This window comes from Streptomyces fildesensis (genome assembly GCF_016107395.1).
GTDB classification, from domain to species: domain Bacteria; phylum Actinomycetota; class Actinomycetes; order Streptomycetales; family Streptomycetaceae; genus Actinacidiphila; species Actinacidiphila fildesensis.
Map to the genome: position 1 here is coordinate 300,433 of NZ_JAAIKO010000003.1, position 19,004 is coordinate 319,436.

Here is a 19,004-nt window from a genome sequence, read left to right on the forward strand (position 1 = left end):
CCGGTAGCCCGGCTCATCACGGTCGTCAGATCGATCTTCACTCCAACGGGTGAAGATACGTATCTGTTCCGGGCTACCGCCTCCCGTGTGCGAATTCCCGCCGGATACGGTGACCGTAGGTCACCCAGGCCCCGGTGGTCGCTCGCACGGTCGACCGCGGGAGGGGACACCGGTGCAGGATGATGCCCGCAGTGATCCGCCGATCGGCCCGCCGAATCTGGTCCCCCCGGCCAATCGGTATGCGCGCACCTACCGGATCGACGCGTTCACCGTCGTGGAGCTGCGCGGTGAACTGGACATCGACACCGCGCGGTTCGTGGCTCCGCATCTGGATCTCGTCTCCGGCGGTCCGCCCCCGCTCCGGGTCGTCGTCGATCTGTGCCCGCTGGAGTTCGTCGACTGCTACGGCCTGTCCCTGCTCTGCCGTGCCCGCCGCCGTGTCCAGGTCCGGGGCGGGGAGCTGAGAACGGTCTGCGACCGCCCGTCGACGCTGCGGCTGCTGCGGTTGACCGGACTGGCCGAGGCCTTCCACCCGGTGCCGAACCTCGCGCGCGCCATGGGGGGTTGAGCGCAGCTCGCCCCGGTAGCGGGTCCTGAGGAATGGTGTTTGCCTGAGATGGTCCGAATTGGACACCTTTCAGGAGGAAATGGCCATGTCCAAGCACACAGCCCGCAGCGCCCACTCCAAGGGCATGAGGCATACCGAGCAAGTGGATGCCGCGCAGGCGAAGCACCGCGCCAACGAGGTGCGGGAGAACCTGGACGCTTTCGAGTACACCGAGAGCCCCGAGGCGGAACGGCAGCACGCGCACGAGCCCCAGGAGTAGCGGCCGGTGCGTGAGGGGCGGGCCCGCGACAGGGCCCGCCCCTCATCCGGTCGGCGGACATCCGAGTGCGGGAGCGGACAAACCGGGTGATCCTGTGCCGGACAGCTCAGCGGGCGATCGGAGGGTCATCAGCATGGCGTCGATGGATGTTCCGGCCGGCGGGAGAGACGCGGCGAAAGCCGCTTCGCCGGCCACCAGCGCGGCGCGGGTGCCCGGCAAGCAGTACATGTCGTGGCTGACGCTGGCGTTCATGACCACCAGTTCGGTGGCGAGCCTGCGCGCGGCGCCGTCCATGGCCGTCTACGGCCTCGCCGCGGTCTTCCTCTACGTCGTGCCCGCGATCGTCTTCCTGATCCCGACGGCGCTGGTCTCGGCCGAGCTGGCGTCGGGCTGGAACGGCGGTGTGTACCGCTGGGTGAGCGAGGGGCTGTCGAAGCCGATGGGCTTCCTGGCGGTGTGGTGCCAGTTCGCGATGACGATCTTCTACTACCCGAGCCTGCTGGCCTATGTGGCGAGCACCTTCGCGTACATCATCGATCCGCGGCTGGCGAGCGACGGCCTCTATGTGGCCATCGTGATCGTGGTGCTGTTCTGGACCGGTGTCTGGGTCTCCTCGCGCGGCACGAAAGCCGTGGCGGGCCTGGCGAGCGGCGGCCTGATCATCGGCACCCTCATCCCGGGTGCGGTACTGGTGATCCTCGGCTTCGTCTTCCTCGGCCAGGGCAACCCCTCGGCCGCGCCGATGGACGCCTCGCACATCCTGCCGCAGTGGACCGGACTGGCGAGCCTCGTGCTGATCGTCAACAACTTCCTGTCGTACTCCGGCATGGAGATGAACGCGGTGCACGTCTCCTCGCTGCGGAACCCGGACAAGGAGTTCCCGAAGTCGATGTTCACCGCGATGGGCCTGGTCCTGCTGATCTTCATCCTGCCGGCCCTGGCGGTCAGCTGGGTCGTCCCGGCCCATGACCTGAGCCTGACAGCGGGGGTCATCCAGGCCTTCGACGCCTTCTTCTCCTACTTCAACGTCGGCTGGCTCACGCCGGTGTTCGGCGTGATGCTCGTCGCGGCGGCGCTCGGCGGCATGCTGACCTGGCTCGCCGGACCGTCCAAGGGGCTGCTGCTGATCTCCCGGCAGGAGGGCTATCTGCCGCCGTTCCTGCAGCAGCTCAACAGGTTCGGCGTCCAGCAGAACATCCTCGTCGCGCAGGGCCTGATCACCACCGTCATCGCGCTGCTCTACGCGTTCATCCCCAACGTGTCCAGCGCGTACTGGATCTTCTCCGTCATCACCACGCAGATCTACCTGATCGTCTATCTGCTGATGTTCGCGGCGGCGATCCGCTTGCGGAAGACCCAGCCGGACCATCCACGCGGCTACCGGGCGCCCGCGCTGCACGTGCTGTGCGTCGTCGGCCTGCTGTCGTCGCTCGCGGCGCTCGTCATCGGCTTCGTGCCCTCCTCGCAGTTCGGCGGCGGCAGCGTCCTCGCCTACGTGGGCATCGTCACGTCCGGGCTCCTCCTGCTGGGGCTGCTGGTGCCGTACCTGTTCTACACACTGCGCAAGCCCAGTTGGCGCCAGCACGTGGACGAGAACCCGGCAGAGGCGGGAGTCGACGCATGAAGCGCACCGCGGGGAACATGAAGCGCACCCTGATGGCGTCCGAGCACCGGTGGATCTACATCGGCTCGATCGTGCTGCTGGTGGTGTTCGCCGTCATCGGGATCATCCAGTACACGACCCTGCGCGAGACGGCCAAGGCCAACGACAAGGCCGACCAGCTCTCCAAGCAGCTCGCCGACGCCGGCTATCCGGTGCCCGACCACGACCTGATCGTCCGGACCCTGGGCGACGACGGCGCGTCGCTGTGCAGGGACCCGGGCAACGCCCTGGTCAAGGCCCAGGCGAAGGCGGCCCTCGTCAACGGCGCGAGCGGTCCCGGTACGCGCCCGGTCATCGCCGACAGCGAGGCGATCAGCGCGGCCTCGCTGGCCGTCTCCGTCTACTGCCCGGACAAGCTCGGTGAGTTCGAGAAGGCGTACGGCGGCCTCAAGTACGACGACACCGTCAAGAAGTGACCGCCGCCGCAACCCCGCACCCTCCAGGAGCCGTGTGATGTCCGACGACCTCAAACAGCGCATCAGCGGCCTGATGCCCCGCGCCAAGGCCGATCTGACGGAGCTGGTCGCCATGACCTCGGTGGCCGACCCCCGCCAGTACCCGGTGGAGGAGTGCCACCGCACCGCGCAGTGGGTAGCGGACGCCTTCACCGAGCTGGGCTTCACCGACATGCGGCTGGCCGACACCATCGACGGCAGCAAGGCCGTGCTCGGCCACCGGCCGGGCCCGCCCGGCGCGCCGACCGTGCTGCTCTACTGCCACTACGACGTGCAGCCGCCGCTCGACGACGCCGCCTGGACCAGCCCGCCCTTCCGGCTCACCGAGCGCGACGGGCGCTGGTACGGGCGAGGCACCGCGGACTGCAAGGGCAACATCGCCATGCACCTCACGGCGCTGCGGGCGCTCGGCGACGACATCCCCGTCACCCTGAAGTTCATCGCCGAGGGGTCGGAGGAGCAGGGCACCGGCGGCCTGGAGGACTTCGTCCCCAAGAACGCCGAGGAGCTGCGCGCCGACGCGATCCTGGTCTGCGACACGGGCAACGCGGCCGTCGGCGTCCCCGCCGCGACCGTCACGCTGCGCGGGCTCGCGAACGTCGTGGTCACCGTCACCGCGCTGGACTCCGAGATGCACTCCGGGATGTTCGGCGGTCCCGCCCCCGACGCGCTCGCCGCGCTCATCCACATGCTGGCGTCGCTGCGCGACAGCCGGGGCAACACCACCGTCGACGGCCTGGACAACACCAGGACGTGGACCGGCGAGGGGTACGACCCGGAGCAGTTCCGCACCGACGCGCACATGGTGGAGGGCACCGAGCTGCTCGGTGACGGCACCGTCTCCGACATGCTGTGGGCCCGCCCGGCCCTCACCGTCCTCGGTATCGACTGCCCGCCCGTCGTCGGCTCCTCCGCCGCGATCCAGGCCACCGCCGCCGCCCGCCTCAATCTGCGGGTGCCGCCGGGCACCGACCCGCGAACGGCGCAGGACGCGCTCGCCGCGCACCTGGAGAAGGCCGCGCCCTGGGGGGTGCGGGTGGAGATCGAGCGGGAGTCGTCCGGTGCCCCCTTCGAGGCCGTCACCACGGGGCCGGCCTACGCCGCGCTGGGCGCGGCCATGGAGGAGGCGTACGGCAAGCCCATGACGACCCTCGGGCAGGGCGGCTCGATCCCGCTGTGCAACGTCTTCGCGGACACCTACCCCGATGCCGAGATCATCCTGATGGGCGTCGAGGAACCGCTGTGCCTCATCCACGCGCCGAACGAGAGCGTCGACCCGACCGAGATCGCGAACATGGCGCTGTCCGAGGCGCTGTTCCTGCGGAGCTTCGGGAAGAAGAAGTAGCCGCGGCGGGAACGGATCACGCCGCGGAGCCGGCCACGGTCGGCGCTACCGGTGGGGCCGGGGTACCCAGCCGCCGGGCCACCGGCTCCTCCTGCGCGATCACATGGCCGACGCAGATACCGATCGTGATGACGGTGAAGAGCACGATCAGCCAGGACAGCAGGACGAAGAGCGACCCGAACGGGCCGAACTGCCGCAGGCTGCGGTCGACGGCCCCCGGCATGTAGATCGCCGACCACGCGACGACCCCCAGGACGCCCGCCGACACCAGCATCGCCCCCGGCAGCAGCGGCAGCCAGGGGATCCGGGAGCCCAGCAGGAAACGCTGGGTCCACCACCACAGGAGCGTCCCGGAGAGGAGCTGCAGCGGGACGCCGAGGGCCGTGCCCACGCCGAAGCCGTCGTGCAGCGGGCCCTGGAGCAGCAGGTCGACGAGCCAGACCACCCACCGCCACGCGACCAGCCGGGCGCCGGCCCTGGGCATCCGCCAGGCCCGTTCGCAGGTCCGCTGCAGGCCGTCGCCGAGAGGAGGGTGACGATGATGCCGACGATGCCGATGGAGTTGGTCTCGGTGGTGTCGTCGGCCGCGTAGACCTGCCGGACCTGGTCCAGCGCGTCGTGGTGCAGCCCGAGGACGGAGTGCAGCGAGGAGACGAGCTGGTCGCGGACGCCCTGGGGCGCGAACGCGGCGATCACGAAGAGAGCGGGCAGGGCCCCCAGGAAGGCCTGGGCGGCCAGCCGGGTGGCGCAGTCCAGGACGTTCACCGCGGTGAACTCGTGGACGAGCCGCCCGATGAAGGGGGCCCTGCGCAGTACCCGGTCGAGCACGGTCACGGGCGAGGGGGGTCCTCGTAGTACCGCTGCTCGTAGACGCGCTCGGATTCGTAGCGGCGGTCGGTACGCCGGCGGCGGCCGAAGGCCAGCAGCATGCCGATGAGAAGGCTCGCGGCTCCGCCGAGCATGCAGATGGTGCCCAGGACGCCGATGTCGATCCACCGGGTCTGCCAGGTGATCGCGTATCTCAGGATCGCCCCGATGATGATGAGGGCGAGCCCACCGGCTGCGGTCATGTCGAGGTCCCTTCCGGGGCATGGACGGCGTCGGTCGTCACCGGCTCTCCGCCCAGCCTGCGGGGCCCGGCCTCCGCTGTCCTGTCGGGAGCCGTCACGTTGGGCCGTTGGGGGACCGGAATGTCATAGTCTGAATGCAGACAAATACTCCCAAAGTTATGCTGGCGATCCGATTCCGGTAGCGGACTCGGACACCGCACCCAGGAGAGGACGGACCGTGGGAATCGGACCCGTCGAATACCTTGTCGTCGCATTTCCCGGCAGCCGGTTCACCGGCCGCATCGCACCCGCGCTCGCCGACATCGTCGCGTCCCGCACCGTACGGATCCTCGACATCACCTTCGTCCGGCGGGAGGAGGACGGGACGATCGAGTGTGTGGAGCTCCAGGACCTCGACCCCGACGACCTGGTCGCCTACGACCCGGTGGAGGGCACCATCGCCGGGCTCTTCAACGACGCGGACATCCAGGCGCTCGCCCGGAGCGTGCCGCCGGGCAGCTCGGCGGCGCTCATCGTCTGGGAGGACCTGTGGGCGGTACCGCTCACCGATGCCGTCCGCGGTGCCGGCGGGATCACCGTGGCCCACGAGCAGATCCCGGCGGAGATCGCGGAGCGGGCTCTCGCGGAGGCCCGCTGACCGTCCGCCCGCCGGTCCGACGACTCGGAAAGGACGTCCTGACATGCCGTTTCGCAGAGGAGCCATGAACCGCAGGGGGCCCGGGCTGCTGGGTGCCGTCGCGCGCACCGCCGTGGTGGCCGGCACCGCATCCGCCGTCAGCGGCCGGGTGCGGCAGCACCAGCAGGAGAAGTTCGCCGGGCAGGAGGCCGAGCAGGCCGCGCAGGCCCAGGCGGCGCAGCAGCAGCCCGCCGCGCCGGCGGCGCCCGGCGACGACACCATCAGCCGTCTGGAGCGGCTGGCGGGACTGAAGACCCAGGGAATCCTCACGGAAGAGGAGTTCGCCGCCGAGAAGGCGAAGATCCTGTCGGGTTGACCGGCGGGAAACGCGACACCCCGGAGTACGGATATGCCCGAACAGGACCGGCCGCCCGACGGCGGCGAGCTCCCGGGCACCGGCACGCCCCGTACCGGTCTGGCCGAACGCCTCGCCCTGAACCACATGGGCAGCTTCGACTGGGACCTCAGGATCGGCACCCTGGAGCTGGACCCGGCCGCCCTGGAGGTCTTCGACCTGCGGCCGGAGGAGTTCAACGGCCGGCCCAACTCCCTGTACAGCCGGGTGACGCCCGAGGACGGCGCCCGGCTCGACGCGGTACTCAACCGGGCCCTGCACGAGCGGGCGTCGTCGTACGGCATGTACTTCCAGGCGTTCCTCCGGGACGGCACACCGCGCTGGACGCACACCCAGGGCCGCATCCTGCGCGACGAGGACGGCAAGGCCGTGCGCGTCATCGGCATCGTCCGTGACGCCACCGCCGAACTCACGCACTCCACCTTGCTGCGGACCCTGGAGGAGGACCGCAAACGCCAGACGTCCATGGTGGAACGGACCACGCAGGCTCTGTCGCGCGCCGTCACCGTCGACGACGTCACCGCCGCGCTGACCGGCAGCGGCGGGCTGGAGCGGTTCGGGGCCGACGGCCTCGCGCTGGGGCTGGTCGACGGCAGCATGCTCAAGATCATCGCGCTCACCGGCCGGTCGATGGAGGTCCTGTCCGACCTGCGGCTCACCCGGATCGACGACGACCTCCCGCTGTCCGAAGCGATCCTGAAACAGCGCCCGCGGTTCGTCAGCTCGCTGTCGGAACTCGCCGACCGCTACCCCCGGCTGCGGCCCTACACAGGGGAGATGGAGATCGAGGCGGCGGCCTACCTGCCGCTGGTGGCCCAGGCGCGCTCCATCGGCGGCCTCTGCCTGTTCTACCGGGACCGCACCCACTTCACCGCCGAGGACCGCAACCTCTGCCTCGCCCTCGCGGGCATCGTCGCCCAGTCGCTGCAGCGCGCCATGCTCTTCGACCAGGAGCGCGAGTTCGCCACCGGGCTGCAGGCCTCGATGCTGCCGCGGCGGATCCCCGAGGTCACCGGTGGGGAGATCGCCGTGCGCTACCACGCGGCCTGGAGCGGCCGGGAGGTCGGCGGCGACTGGTACGACGTCATCCCGCTGCCGCAGGGCCGCATCGGTGTCGTCGTCGGCGACGTCGAGGGCCACGACACCCACGCCGCGGCCATGATGGGCCAGCTCCGGATCGTGCTGCGCGCCTACGCCGCCGAGGGCCACGCCCCTTCCACGGTGCTCGCGCGTGCCTCGCAGTTCCTCGCCGAGCTCGACACCGAACGCTTCGCCACCTGCACCTACGCCCAGGTCGACCTGGCCACCGGCGACGTACGCGTGGTGCGGGCCGGCCACCTCGGGCCGCTGATCCGGCACACCGACGGGCGGACCGGCTGGCCCAACGTCCGCGGCGGACTGCCGCTCGGCCTGGCCACCCACTTCGAGGACCACGAGTACCCGGAGACCCGGCTGGACCTGGTGCCGGGGGAGACCCTGCTGCTGTGCACCGACGGGCTCGTCGAGCAGCCGGGCAAGGACATCGGCGAGGGCATGGACGAGCTCGCCGACGCCGTACGGCACGGACCGCACGGCGCGGCCGCGCTCGCCGACCATCTCTCGGACGGCCTGTGGGCCCGGCCGGGCGCGGAGGACGACATGGCGCTGCTCCTGCTGCGCCGGGCGCCCGACCCGGGCACCGCCAAGGCCCCGCGCATCCACCAGTACGTCCACCAGGCCGACCCGGAGGGGTTGGCCGAAGCCCGCGCGGTGCTGCGCCAGGCGCTGTTGGACTGGGGTGCGGGCGAACTGGTCGACGATGTCGAGCTGGTGGCCGGCGAACTCCTCACCAACGTCCTGCTGCACACCGAGGGCGGTGCCGTGATGACGCTGGAGATCGTCCCCTCGGTACGGATCAAGGGGCCCCACCGGGTGCGGCTGGCCGTCCAGGACCGTTCCAGCGTCTGGCCGCGCCGCAGGACCCCGGGCGAGGCCGCGACCTCGGGCCGCGGTCTGCTGCTCATCGACTCCCTCGCCACCCGCTGGGGCGTGGAGCCGCGCGGGGAGGGCAAGTCGGTGTGGGCCGAGTTCCGGTGGCTCCCGGCGGAGGACCGGGGGGAGACGGGTTCCCCGGCACCCTGACCCCGGCGCGGTGGTTCCCGGCTGTCGGCGTCAGAAGGCCGTCGGCGTCAGAAGGGTTCGTGCACGCCGGGCGGCAGGCCCGGCAGTCCCGACGGGCCCGCCCGCTCCTGGAGGTACAGGGCGCGGAGCACGATCTCGGTCGCGAACCGGGCGTCGGGATCGGAGAGTTGGTCGCCGAAGGCACGGTCGAGGATCCGCATGCGGTAGCGCACGGTCTGCGGGTGCACTTCGAGGAGTTCGGCCATCTGGGCGGCGGTGCCGCGGGTGGTGAGCCACGTGCGCAGGGTGTCGACGAGCCGGGTGCGCTGGGTGGGGGTGAGGCCGACGAGCGGGCCGAGGTGCTTCTTGCTGAGCTGGTTGATCAGGGCGGGGTCTCCGAGGAGCCATAACGGCAATAAGTGGTCCTCGCACAGCACCACCGGCCGGTCGTCGATGATCCCGGCGTCGGCCAGTGCGAGGGTCTGCCGCGCCCAGCGCAGCGAGTCCGCCGCGTCCCCGAGCGGGGTGGTCAGCCCGACCGCCGCCCGGCTGCCGGTCAGCGCGGTGTCGAGGGCCGCGCGCCGGACGTCGTCGAGCGGGCCGGGGACCAGCAGATGGGGTTCGGGTCCCGACAGGTCGACGAGGATGTCGCGGTCCAGGGCCGCCCGCGTCAGCTTGGACTCCGGGCCCAGGGCGACGAGCGTCACCTCGTCCGGCAGCGGCCACGCGGCGTGCTCGGCGAGTTCGGCGATCGCGGCGAGCGAGACGGACGGGGTGGCCAGAATCAGCCGCAGCACCCGGCGGCGGCGGTTGTCCGGTTTCTCACCCAGCTCGGCCATGGCTTCCAGATAGCCCTCGCGGGAGAGCGACGCGAGCTCGCCGACATAGGCGAACAGCGAGTCGGCGAAGGTCATCATGACGGAGGGCGGGAGCTTGTAGCGCTCGGAGACCTTCATCGCCCGGCGCAGCCCGACCCGGGCGCCGATCCGGTACGCGGCCTGCAGGCTGTCCAGGCTGCGGCCCTCGTACGCCTCGAAGCGGCCGAACCTGCGGCACATGTCGTCGCGGAGCGTGGAGGTCGTGGAGGGGGCGGCGATCTGGTCGACGAAGGTGGCGATGTTCTGCTCGATCCCGATGCGTATCGCCTGCCCGTAGGGCCCGTCCAGAATGTGGGAGTACTCCGGTAACGCCCCGATGATCTCGGCGGACATCTCCTGGAAGAGGCTGGGCAGTTCGGGCCACATGATCGCCGCGAGCTCCTGCGGGATCGGTCGCAGCGGCTCGGCCGGTCCCGCGGCCCGTCTCGCTCCGGACACGCTCGTCCCCCCTCAACTAGGCGGCGCAGGGTGGGGCATCGGACATGCCGGGAGTGACGTACGACACGTCGTAGCTCGTCGAAACATAGACCAACGGCGGCCGGAGCGCAGCACCCAGGGGCCGTAAACGTGCACGGGGCATGTGACCGGCGGCCGGTCCCCGGGGTGCGTGCGTGCTCACTTCCGGACAGTTCTCAGCCGGAATCTATTGCTCCAGAGATAAGAAAATACTCGGGAGTAAGGTCGTTCTCCCAATCTCTGACTGGAGTATTGCGCCACCCTGTTACCGATGCGTAACGTGCCCATTCGCAAGGGCAGCCGAATTTATTCGGTGCCGCGTTCCAGGTATTGAGCCGCAGTCGCAATCCCCGCCTGAACAGCGTGGATCGCGGTTAATCAGGTACGCCAACTCCTTGAAAGGATCAGCCCGTGCGCAAGCTGACCAAGAGCACCATCGTCGTCGGTGCGGCCCTCGCCGCCGCCGTCGGATTCTCCACCTCTCCCGCCTCCGCGGCCGGCACCTGGACCGTGACCGGCGGTGGCTCGTTCACAGCGGTGGCGACCAGCCCGATCCTGACGGACACCAACACCGGCACCCAGCTCAAGTGCACCAAGTCCAACGCCGCCGGCAGCGCCGCGAACGGCACCGGGCTCTCCGGTACCGCCATCGCGAGCATCTCCTCCGTCACCTGGACCAGTTGCTCGGGTCCCGCCGGCATCTCCTTCACCGTCACCGCCCAGGGCCTGCCCTGGAAGCTCAACGCCGCGACGTACTCCGCGGGCGTCACCACCGGCACCATCACCGGCGTCAAGGCCCACATCAGCGGTCTGTGCAACGCGGACTTCAACGGCCCGACGGCCGGCAGCACCGCCACCCTCACCGGCAAGTACACCAACTCCACCCATGTGCTGACGGTCAGCGGCGGGAACCTGAAGGCGTACAACGTCTCGGGCATCTGCCTCGGTCTGATCAACAACGGCGACAGCGCCGTCTACAGCGCCAACTACGTCCTGAGCCCCGCCACCCTGCAGATCACCTCCCCGTGAGCCAACCCGCTGTGCGGACCCCGGCCCGGAGCCACGGGCCGGGGTCCGCACAGCGGAGCGCGCGCCCAGCGGCGCCCGGCTGCTCACCGGTACTCAATGGAATACAAAGCTCCGCTCCGCATTTATCACTCAGTGACAAAAAATCCGATGGCCGCGAGATCGCGGAACATTCCTGTGTTCGATCACTTGTCCTCGTTATTACCCGCACGTAGTGTCCTGCGTCCCGACCGAGTTCGTGATTCCCCGCAGGTATGCGCCGAGCCAGTCCGAGGAGTGCCGCAATGAGGGGTGCAGGTGTTCCACGCCGTACGGTGCGGCTGGCGGGCCTCGCGGCGGCGGCGCTCGTGGCGGGGCTGTTGTCCGGATCCGGCTCCGCGGCGGCCGGACGGGACGGACCGCTGACGATGGCCTACCGGTGCGCCTTCCCCGGCGGCGATCAGCCGGTGCACGTCGTCCTGACCCAGCTCTTCCCGGACACCGGGGCGGTCAACAGGCCGATCCAGCCCGGTGATCCGACCATGGCGGTGACGGTGCCCCGCGCCGCCGTCGACGGGCTCGTGCCGGACACCACCGGAACGCTGGCCGGCACCGGAAGTCTCACCGCCCGTGTCACCCAGGGCACTTCGGCCGCCGACGCCCCCTGGCCGGGACTGCGGGCCCCCGCCGTTGCGGTGGCCGGCAAGGACGACCTGGTGCTGACGTTCAAGGGCGAGGTGCCGCCGGTGACCGTCACCGCGGCGGGCGAGGTGAGCTTCGGCGCGGGTGCGCTGGCCCTGGAGCTCACACCGGGCAAGGCCGCCGCGACGGACGCGACGCCGTCGCCCGTACCGGCCACCGCCGCCCCCGTGAAGGTGGCGTGCACTCCGGAGGCCGGGCAGAACACGCTGCTGGGCGCGGTGCCGGTGCCCGTTCCGGACCCCACCCCGTCAGGCTCCCCTTCATCCTCACCCTCTTCATCGGCACCGGCCTCACCGTCCTCCCCCACGACGCCTTCCGCCCCCGGTACGTCACCGGGTACGTCGGCGGGTACGTCACCGGGTGCGTCGCCCAAGCCGGGCGCGCCGCACAACAGCACCATCAAGGTCGAACCGCCGGTGCATTCCGGCACGTACGACTGCGACGTACTGCCCAAGGGGAAGCTGGACTTCGATCACATTCCGCTGAAGGACGAGCAGGATGCCGGCGCGACGGTCACCGAGACCACGTTCGATCTCGGCTCGTGCGCCTACGCGACCGGATTCTCCAACGTCCACAAGCTCAGCGGCGCCGCCGTCATCAATGACGCGCACAGCGCCAAGGGCCCGTCCCTGACCTACATCAACATGAACGTGCGGATGGCGGTACAGCCGAATCCCCCGCAGTACTACGAGTTCGACTCGCTCGGTTCGATGACGCTGCCGGTCGCCGATTCCACGTTCCTGACCTACGGATTCGTGCCCACGACGGCGAAGATGGCGCTCACGCCCGACCCGGTGAAACCGCTGCTGACCATCGTCACGACGGGTACCAACTTCGTCGAGCAGAACGTCATCACCACGATCCACGGATATCAGTGGCTCCGGCTCTACGACGTCAGGATCAACGGCACACCGCTCGATGTGGGACCCAACTGCCGCACCAGAGCGCCGATCCAGCTGGCGCTCGTCGGGCTGCAGGACGCGCACATGCCCGGCGGCGGTGACGGCAAGCCGGACTACACCATCCTCGACGGCGGGCCGCTGCACCAGGAGAACCTGACGATCCCCGCCTTCACCGGCTGCGGGACCCACGGCGAGAACCTCGACGCGCTCTTCACCGCGGCGGTGTCCGGGCCGGGGAACTCGCTCAACCTCAACCAGGGCACGCTCTGCGCGCCCTGGGCCGGACTCGGCTGCGACGCCTCGACCGGTACCGAGATCCAGATCCCGCCGCTGCCGCACCGCTGACCAGTCCGCCACCGGCGCCGCGGACGGCGCCGGCCAACCATCCCGGGAGGTGCAATGGGAATCGAAGTGGTCGTCGAAGGCCTCACCAAGTCGTTCGGCAGTCAGACCGTCTGGCAGGACGTGACGCTCACTCTGCCGCCCGGTGAGGTCAGCGTGATGCTGGGCCCCTCGGGTACCGGAAAGACCGTGTTCCTGAAGTCGGTGATCGGGCTGCTCAAGCCCGAGCGCGGGCGGGTCATGGTCAACGGCGTCGACATGGTGAACAGCCCGGAACGCGATGTGTACGAGGCGCGCAAGCTCTTCGGCCTGATGTTCCAGGACGGCGCGCTGTTCGGGTCGATGTCCCTCTTCGACAACATCGCCTTTCCGCTCCGCGAACACACCAAGAAGAAGGAATCCGAGATCCGCCGCGTCGTGATGGAGCGGATGGACATGGTCGGACTCCTGGGCGCCGAGGGGAAGTTACCCGGCGAGATATCCGGCGGCATGCGCAAGCGCGCCGGACTGGCCCGCGCGCTGGTGCTCGATCCGCAGATCATTCTCTGCGACGAGCCGGACTCCGGGCTCGATCCGGTCCGCACCGCGTACATCTCGCAGCTGCTCATCGATCTGAACGCGCAGCTCGACGCGACGATGCTGATCGTCACGCACAACATCGACATCGCCTCCACCGTGCCGGACAACATGGGCATGCTCTTCCGCCGCCGGCTCGTCGCCTTCGGCCCGCGCGAGGTGCTGCTGACCAGCCAGGAACCGGTGGTGGCGCAGTTCCTCGGCGGGCACCGGGCCGGTCCGATCGGGATGTCGGAGGAGAAGGACGAGGCCACGATGGCTTTGGAGGAGCGGCACGGCGTCACCGGGAGCAGTTCGGTGCCCCGCGCCATCGAGCCACAGCTGGAGCCGACCCCCGGGCTGCCGGTCCGGCGGGCGGTACTGCGCCGCAGGGAGCGGGTGCTCGGTCTGCTGGACACGCTGCCGCCGGCCGCGCGGCACGCGATCGAGTCCAGCTTCGACCGCACCGGGCACGTCGTCGCCGGGCAGGCCGCACCCGCCGGCCGCGCGGGCGGAGGGCCGTCATGACGGCTCCCCCGCTGGATCCGCCCCTGGATCCCGCACCCGCGCCGCAGCCGGCGGCGCCTCCCGTGCGGCGGCCGGTCCCGGGGCTGGGCGCGCTGCGCGAGACCGGCCGGCTCTTCTCGCTCGCCGTGACGACGGTCGGCGCGATGTTCCGCAGACCGTTCCAGGTCCGGGAGCTGATCGAGCAGTTCTGGTTCATCGCGAGCGTGACGATCCTGCCCGCCGCCCTCGTGTCGATCCCGTTCGGCGCGGTGATCGCGCTCCAGGTCGGATCGCTGACCCAGCAGCTCGGCGCCCAGTCGTTCACCGGCGGCGCCAGCGTGCTGGCCATCATCCAGCAGGCGAGCCCGCTGATCGTCGCCCTGCTGATCGCGGGCGCGGGCGGTTCCGCGATCTGCGCGGACCTCGGGTCGCGCAAGATCCGCGAGGAACTGGACGCGATGGAGGTCATGGGCGTCTCGCCGGTGCAGCGCCTCGTCGTCCCCCGGGTGCTGGCCGCGATGTTCGTGGCGGTGCTGCTCAACGGACTGGTCTCGGTCGTCGGCACGCTCGGCGGCTACTTCTTCAACGTGATCATGCAGCACGGCACGCCGGGCGCGTATCTCGCCAGCTTCTCGGCCCTCGCCCAGCTCCCCGACCTCTACATCAGCGAGCTGAAGGCGCTGATCTTCGGCTTCATCGCGGGCATCGTCGCCGCCTACCGGGGCCTCAATCCGCGCGGCGGTCCGAAGGGCGTCGGCGACGCGGTGAACCAGTCGGTGGTCATCACCTTCCTGCTGCTGTTCTTCGTGAACATGGTGCTCACGGGGATCTATCTGCAGATCGTCCCCGCGAAGGGATCCTGACCGATGGCCCTTCTCGACAAGGACGCGCCGCAGGACGCCCCCGTCCCGCCGGACCGGAGCGGACCGGCCGCGTACCGCCCCGGCGCCCGGTCCGACCGCTGGTTCGGCTGGCTGGACCGGCTCGGCGACCATCTGATCTTCCACATCACCGCGCTGCTGTGGATCCCCAAGACCCTGCGCCGCTACCTCAAGGAGATCCAGCGGCTGCTGGCCGAAGTGGCGTTCGGCAGCGGCGGGCTCGGGGTCATCGGCGGCACCGTCGGCGTGATGATCGCGATGACGCTCTTCACCGGCACGGTCGTCGGACTCCAGGGCCACGCGGCGCTCAACCAGGTCGGCGCCGCCGCGTTCACCGGCTTCGTCTCGGCGTACTTCAACACCCGGGAGATCGCACCCCTGGTGGCGGGCCTCGCCCTCTCGGCCACCGTGGGCGCCGGCTTCACCGCGCAGCTCGGCGCGATGCGCATCAATGAGGAGGTCGACGCCCTGGAGGGGATGGGCATCCGCAGCATGCCGTACCTGGTGACGACCCGGATCATCGCGGGCGTCGTCGCGATCATCCCGCTCTACGGCATCGGCCTGGTCAGCTCGTACCTCGCCTCACGGCTGGTCACGGTCTTCGTGAGCGGCCAGTCGTCGGGCACCTACGACCACTACTTCCACACGTTCCTGTCGCCCGACGACGTCCTGCTGTCGTTCCTCAAGGTGATCGTCTTCAGCGTGACGGTGATCCTCGCGCACTGCTACTACGGCTTCCACGCCGAGGGCGGCCCCGCCGGGGTCGGGGTGGCGGTCGGCCGGTCGGTGCGGAACGCGATCGTGGTGATCAGCGTGACCGACTTCTTCCTGAGCCTGGCCATCTGGGGCACCACGACGACGGTGCGGGTGGCCGGATGAACGCCCTCACCGTGCGACGCCGCTTCGCGGGAGTGGTCTTCCTGCTGGTCCCCGCGCTGCTCATCTGGCTCTCGGTGGCGGTCTACGACAAGGAGTTCTCCGACGACGCGACGGTGACCGTCAGGACCGGCAGCGTCGGCAACGCGATGCACCTGTACGCGGACGTGAAGCTGCGCGGGGTGGTCGTCGGCCAGGTGCGCGGCATCACCGCCGACGGCGACGGCGCCCGCGTCACGCTGGCCATCCAGCGGGACAAGCTGAAGGGCATACCGGCCGACGTCACCGTGCAGATGCTGCCGACGACGCTGTTCGGGGAGCGGTTCGTGGCCCTCGTACCGCCGGCGCGGACCACCTCGGGCCCGAAGCTGCTGGCCGGCAGCACCATCGCGCAGGACCGCTCCAGCAACGCCATCGAGCTGGAGCAGGTGCTCGACAACGTGCTGCCGCTGCTGACCGCGGTGCAGCCGGAGAAGCTCTCCGCCACCCTCAGTGCCGTCTCGCAGGCCCTGCAGGGCCGCGGTACCAAGCTGGGCGACAGCTTCGTCACCCTCGACGCCTATCTGGCGAAGCTCAACCCGAACCTGCCGACGCTCAACCGGGACATCCAGGAGTTGGTGAAGGTCAGCCGCGTCTACGGCGACGCCGCCCCCGACATCCTGCAGGCGCTCACCGACTTCACGACGACCAGCGGCACCATCGCCGAGCAGCGCGCCAACCTCAGCACCCTGTACGGGTCGACGACCAGCACCTCCCAGGACCTGACAGCGTTCCTGCGGCAGAACCAGGACACCATCATCCGGCTGTCGGCGGACAGCAGGGGAACGCTCCAGCTGCTCGGCGAGTACGCGCCCTCGTTTCCCTGCACCCTGCGCACGCTGGCCAACTTCGTGCCGGCGATGGACAAGGCGCTCGGCAAGGGCACGAGTGAGCCCGGACTGCATGTCACCGTGCGGACCGTGCCCTCCCGGGGCAAGTACCTGCCCGGCAAGGACAAGCCGTCGTTCACGGCGAGCACCGGGCCCAACTGCTACCCGGTGCCGTACCTCGGCCGGCCGACCCGGACGGACGACACGGTGGCGCCGGGGCTCACGGGCCCGTTGGCCACGGCGCCCCCGACAGCCACGACGGGCCTCACCGTCACCGGTGCGGGGAGCGGGAACGGCGGTCTGGGGCTGCCCAACTCGCCGCAGGAGAACGAACTCGTCAACGAACTGCTGGCACCGGCGATGAACGCCTCGCCGCAGTCCCTTCCCGACTGGAGCAGCCTGCTGGCCGGACCGGTCTTCCGCGGGGCGGAGGTGAGTCTCAAGTGAGGCGCCGGAGCATCGCGGGCCCGCTCATCAAGTCGATCGTCTTCATCCTCGTGACGGCCCTGGCCACCACGGTGCTGGCCTTCAGCATCGCCAACACCGGGATCGCGGACACCGTCGGCTACAAAGCGCGGTTCACCGACACCACCGGGCTGATCACCGGCGACAGCGTGCGGATCGCCGGGGTGAAGGTCGGCCAGGTCGAGGACATCCGGGTGGTGGACCGGCGGCTCGCCCAGGTGACGTTCTCGGTCGAGAAGGGCCGGGCGCTGCCCGCCTCGGTGACCGCGTCGATCAAGTACCTGAACATGGTCGGCCAGCGCTACATCGACCTGCAGCAGGGCACCGGGCCGATGGACCGGGCCTTCACACCCGGCTCCACCATCCCGCTGGACCGCACCTCGCCCGCCCTCGACCTCACCCAGTTGTTCAACGGGTTCCAGCCGCTCTTCGAGGGGCTGTCGCCCAAGGACGTCAACCAGCTCGCCGGGGAGATCATCCAGGTGCTCCAGGGCGAGGGCGGCACCGTCAACAGCCTGATCAGGAACGTGGGTTCGCTGACCACCACCCTCGCCGCCAAGGACAAGGTCATCGGCGAGGTGATCGACAACCTCACCACCGTCCTGACCAGCGTCAACACCCGTGAACAGGGCTTCAACGAGCTGGTGGGCACCCTCCAGACCCTCGTCACCGGCTTCGCGGGCGACCGGCAGCCGATCGGGGACGCGATCACCGCGATCTCCCAGCTCACCACCAGCACGGCGGGGCTGCTGGACGACGGCCGGGCGCCGTTGAAGGAGGACATCCACCAGCTCGGCCGGCTGTCGTCCAACCTGGCCGCGAGCACCCCGCAGATCGAGAACTTCCTGCAGAAGACGCCCGTCAAGATGCGGACGATCGCCCGCCTCGCGTCGTACGGGTCCTGGCTCAACCTCTACCTCTGCGAGGCCAAGGTGTCGGGCGTGACCACTTCGGACGGCAGCAAGGCGCCGACCGGTATCGCGATCACCGAAGCGCGGTGCAGGTCATGAGCGGGCGGGTGGCGCGGCTGCGCCGGCGGGCGGCGGGGCGGCGCCCGAAGCCGATGGCGGAGCGCAACCCCGTCACCGTCGGCATCGTCGGGCTGCTCGTCCTCGCCCTGCTGGGCGTGGTCGTCTACAACGCCGACGCGCTGCCGTTCATCGGCGGCGGCACCACGTACACGGCGGACTTCACCGAGGCGGCGGGGCTCGACCCCGGCAACGAGGTGCGGGTCGCCGGGGTGAAGGTCGGCAAGGTCACCGGCGTGGGACTCGACGGCGGCAAGGTGAAGGTGACCTTCAAGGTCAAGGACACCTGGATCGGCGACGCCAGCCGGGCCGCGATCGGCATCAAGACGCTGCTCGGCGAGAAGTACCTGGCCCTGGACCCGCTCGGCTCCGCCGCGCAGAACCCCGGCCGGCGCATCCCGGCCACCCGCACCACCTCCCCCTACGACGTGACGCAGGCGTTCAACGGGCTCGGGCAGACCTTCGGGGAGATCGACACCGCGCAGCTCGCCAAGAGCTTCGACACCATCTCCGCCACGTTCAAGGACACCGCGCCCCAGGTGCGCACCGCCGTCACCGGGCTCTCCGCCCTGTCGAAGACGATCTCCGACCGCGACAGCCAGCTGGCCAAGCTGCTGGCGGGCAGCAAGCAGATCACCGCGACGCTGGCCGGACAGCAGAGCAGGTTCGAGAAGCTGATCACGGACGGGAACCTGCTGCTGGGCGAGTTGCAGAAGCGGCGGGACGCCATCCACGGGCTGCTGACCGGCACCCAGGACCTCGGCACCCAGCTGACCGGCCTCGTCGAGGACAACAACAAGCAGCTGGAGCCCACCCTCAGCGCGCTGAGCCGCGTCACCACCGTGCTGCTGAAGAACCAGAAGAGCCTCGACGCCGCCCTCGCCGCGATCGGGCCCTACTACCGGCTGGTCGGCAACACGGTCGGCAACGGCCGTTGGTTCGACAGCTACCTCTGCGGGCTCGTCCCGCGGAACTACCTGCCCGCCGGCACGCCTCCCACCACCGGATGCATGCCACCCAAGTCCCAGGGCGGTCGCTGATGACGGC

Annotated in this window: 19 protein-coding genes; 16 read left to right on the forward strand and 3 right to left on the reverse strand. The window is 70.0% G+C overall.

Annotated features, from left to right (window positions below; genetic code table 11):
• Positions 1-172: 172 nt before the first annotated feature.
• The 5 genes from C6N31_RS07230 (at position 173) to C6N31_RS07250 (ending at position 4,290) form a co-directional block, all read left to right on the forward strand.
• Positions 173-568, forward strand: coding sequence for an anti-sigma factor antagonist (locus C6N31_RS07230; protein WP_244809299.1), 396 nt, complete (start codon positions 173-175; stop codon positions 566-568).
• Positions 569-653: 85 nt separating this feature from the next.
• Positions 654-827 carry a hypothetical protein gene (locus C6N31_RS07235; protein ID WP_164294656.1) on the forward strand — a complete coding sequence of 58 codons (174 nt, stop codon included), beginning with the start codon at positions 654-656 and terminating at the stop codon, positions 825-827.
• Between the two features lie 133 nt (positions 828-960).
• On the forward strand, positions 961-2,451 hold the full coding sequence (gene gadC, locus C6N31_RS07240) for a glutamate/gamma-aminobutyrate antiporter GadC (RefSeq protein ID WP_138351264.1): 1,491 nt from the start codon (positions 961-963) through the stop codon (positions 2,449-2,451).
• Positions 2,448-2,906, forward strand: a complete 459-nt coding sequence (locus C6N31_RS07245) for a hypothetical protein (RefSeq protein WP_232484885.1) — start codon at positions 2,448-2,450, stop codon at positions 2,904-2,906. Before gadC ends, C6N31_RS07245 begins: the two co-directional genes overlap by 4 nt.
• 37 nt (positions 2,907-2,943) lie before the next feature.
• A complete protein-coding gene (locus C6N31_RS07250) occupies positions 2,944-4,290 on the forward strand; it encodes a dipeptidase (protein ID WP_187144952.1) in 1,347 nt (448 codons plus the stop codon).
• Between the two features lie 16 nt (positions 4,291-4,306).
• Here the strand turns inward: C6N31_RS07250 and C6N31_RS43630 are convergent, their stop codons facing one another.
• Both C6N31_RS43630 and C6N31_RS07260 read right to left on the reverse strand, forming a co-directional pair.
• A complete protein-coding gene (locus C6N31_RS43630) occupies positions 4,307-4,774 on the reverse strand; it encodes a hypothetical protein (RefSeq protein WP_232484886.1) in 468 nt (155 codons plus the stop codon).
• 346 nt (positions 4,775-5,120) lie between these two features.
• Positions 5,121-5,360 (reverse strand): hypothetical protein, encoded by a 240-nt coding sequence (locus C6N31_RS07260; protein WP_138351266.1) that lies wholly within the window; start codon positions 5,358-5,360, stop codon positions 5,121-5,123.
• 217 nt (positions 5,361-5,577) lie between these two features.
• Here C6N31_RS07260 and C6N31_RS07265 point away from each other — a divergent pair, with 217 nt between their 5' ends.
• From C6N31_RS07265 to C6N31_RS07275, 3 genes are all read left to right on the forward strand, one after another.
• A complete protein-coding gene (locus C6N31_RS07265) occupies positions 5,578-5,997 on the forward strand; it encodes a DUF6325 family protein (protein ID WP_187144953.1) in 420 nt (139 codons plus the stop codon).
• A gap of 64 nt (positions 5,998-6,061) precedes the next feature.
• Positions 6,062-6,352, forward strand: coding sequence for an SHOCT domain-containing protein (locus tag C6N31_RS07270; RefSeq protein WP_138351267.1), 291 nt, complete (start codon positions 6,062-6,064; stop codon positions 6,350-6,352).
• Between the two features lie 33 nt (positions 6,353-6,385).
• Positions 6,386-8,512 (forward strand): SpoIIE family protein phosphatase, encoded by a 2,127-nt coding sequence (locus C6N31_RS07275; protein ID WP_198357275.1) that lies wholly within the window; start codon positions 6,386-6,388, stop codon positions 8,510-8,512.
• 47 nt (positions 8,513-8,559) lie between these two features.
• Here the strand turns inward: C6N31_RS07275 and C6N31_RS07280 are convergent, their stop codons facing one another.
• Positions 8,560-9,807, reverse strand: a complete 1,248-nt coding sequence (locus tag C6N31_RS07280; protein ID WP_244809300.1) for a PucR family transcriptional regulator — start codon at positions 9,805-9,807, stop codon at positions 8,560-8,562.
• Positions 9,808-10,236: 429 nt separating this feature from the next.
• Between C6N31_RS07280 and C6N31_RS07285 the strand changes: the two genes are divergently transcribed.
• The 8 genes from C6N31_RS07285 to C6N31_RS07320 all read left to right on the forward strand — a co-directional run bounded on the left by C6N31_RS07285 (position 10,237) and on the right by C6N31_RS07320 (position 18,997).
• Positions 10,237-10,854 (forward strand): hypothetical protein, encoded by a 618-nt coding sequence (locus C6N31_RS07285; RefSeq protein WP_138351269.1) that lies wholly within the window; start codon positions 10,237-10,239, stop codon positions 10,852-10,854.
• Positions 10,855-11,135: 281 nt separating this feature from the next.
• Positions 11,136-12,779 (forward strand): DUF6801 domain-containing protein, encoded by a 1,644-nt coding sequence (locus tag C6N31_RS07290; RefSeq protein ID WP_198357276.1) that lies wholly within the window; start codon positions 11,136-11,138, stop codon positions 12,777-12,779.
• A 54-nt stretch (positions 12,780-12,833) separates the two neighbouring features.
• Positions 12,834-13,859, forward strand: coding sequence for an ABC transporter ATP-binding protein (locus C6N31_RS07295; protein WP_138351270.1), 1,026 nt, complete (start codon positions 12,834-12,836; stop codon positions 13,857-13,859).
• The gene (locus C6N31_RS07300) at positions 13,856-14,701 is read left to right on the forward strand and encodes an MlaE family ABC transporter permease (protein WP_138351271.1); all 846 of its coding nucleotides are present in this window, start codon (positions 13,856-13,858) and stop codon (positions 14,699-14,701) included. The genes C6N31_RS07295 and C6N31_RS07300 overlap by 4 nt, the downstream gene beginning before the upstream one ends.
• Positions 14,702-14,704: 3 nt before the next feature.
• Positions 14,705-15,598, forward strand: a complete 894-nt coding sequence (locus tag C6N31_RS07305) for an MlaE family ABC transporter permease (RefSeq protein ID WP_138351272.1) — start codon at positions 14,705-14,707, stop codon at positions 15,596-15,598.
• On the forward strand, positions 15,595-16,911 hold the full coding sequence (locus C6N31_RS07310; protein WP_138351273.1) for an MCE family protein: 1,317 nt from the start codon (positions 15,595-15,597) through the stop codon (positions 16,909-16,911). Before C6N31_RS07305 ends, C6N31_RS07310 begins: the two co-directional genes overlap by 4 nt.
• Complete coding sequence (locus tag C6N31_RS07315; RefSeq protein WP_138351274.1) at positions 16,908-17,939, forward strand: MCE family protein; 1,032 nt, start codon at positions 16,908-16,910, stop codon at positions 17,937-17,939. Before C6N31_RS07310 ends, C6N31_RS07315 begins: the two co-directional genes overlap by 4 nt.
• Positions 17,936-18,997 (forward strand): MCE family protein, encoded by a 1,062-nt coding sequence (locus C6N31_RS07320; protein ID WP_138351275.1) that lies wholly within the window; start codon positions 17,936-17,938, stop codon positions 18,995-18,997. Before C6N31_RS07315 ends, C6N31_RS07320 begins: the two co-directional genes overlap by 4 nt.
• Positions 18,998-19,004: the final 7 nt, after the last annotated feature.

Excerpts from the sequence above, each read along its gene's own strand:
- C6N31_RS07235 (WP_164294656.1), top strand. The coding sequence starts at position 654 with ATGTCCAAGCACACAGCCCGCAGCGCCCACTCCAAGGGCATGAGGCAT.
- gadC (WP_138351264.1), top strand. The coding sequence starts at position 961 with ATGGCGTCGATGGATGTTCCGGCCGGCGGGAGAGACGCGGCGAAAGCC.
- C6N31_RS07245 (WP_232484885.1), top strand. The coding sequence starts at position 2,448 with ATGAAGCGCACCGCGGGGAACATGAAGCGCACCCTGATGGCGTCCGAG.
- C6N31_RS07250 (WP_187144952.1), top strand. The coding sequence starts at position 2,944 with ATGTCCGACGACCTCAAACAGCGCATCAGCGGCCTGATGCCCCGCGCC.
- C6N31_RS43630 (WP_232484886.1), bottom strand. The coding sequence starts at position 4,774 with ATGCCCAGGGCCGGCGCCCGGCTGGTCGCGTGGCGGTGGGTGGTCTGG.
- C6N31_RS07260 (WP_138351266.1), bottom strand. The coding sequence starts at position 5,360 with ATGACCGCAGCCGGTGGGCTCGCCCTCATCATCATCGGGGCGATCCTG.
- C6N31_RS07270 (WP_138351267.1), top strand. The coding sequence starts at position 6,062 with ATGAACCGCAGGGGGCCCGGGCTGCTGGGTGCCGTCGCGCGCACCGCC.
- C6N31_RS07275 (WP_198357275.1), top strand. The coding sequence starts at position 6,386 with ATGCCCGAACAGGACCGGCCGCCCGACGGCGGCGAGCTCCCGGGCACC.
- C6N31_RS07290 (WP_198357276.1), top strand. The coding sequence starts at position 11,136 with ATGAGGGGTGCAGGTGTTCCACGCCGTACGGTGCGGCTGGCGGGCCTC.
- C6N31_RS07295 (WP_138351270.1), top strand. The coding sequence starts at position 12,834 with ATGGGAATCGAAGTGGTCGTCGAAGGCCTCACCAAGTCGTTCGGCAGT.
- C6N31_RS07300 (WP_138351271.1), top strand. The coding sequence starts at position 13,856 with ATGACGGCTCCCCCGCTGGATCCGCCCCTGGATCCCGCACCCGCGCCG.
- C6N31_RS07305 (WP_138351272.1), top strand. The coding sequence starts at position 14,705 with ATGGCCCTTCTCGACAAGGACGCGCCGCAGGACGCCCCCGTCCCGCCG.
- C6N31_RS07310 (WP_138351273.1), top strand. The coding sequence starts at position 15,595 with ATGAACGCCCTCACCGTGCGACGCCGCTTCGCGGGAGTGGTCTTCCTG.
- C6N31_RS07320 (WP_138351275.1), top strand. The coding sequence starts at position 17,936 with ATGAGCGGGCGGGTGGCGCGGCTGCGCCGGCGGGCGGCGGGGCGGCGC.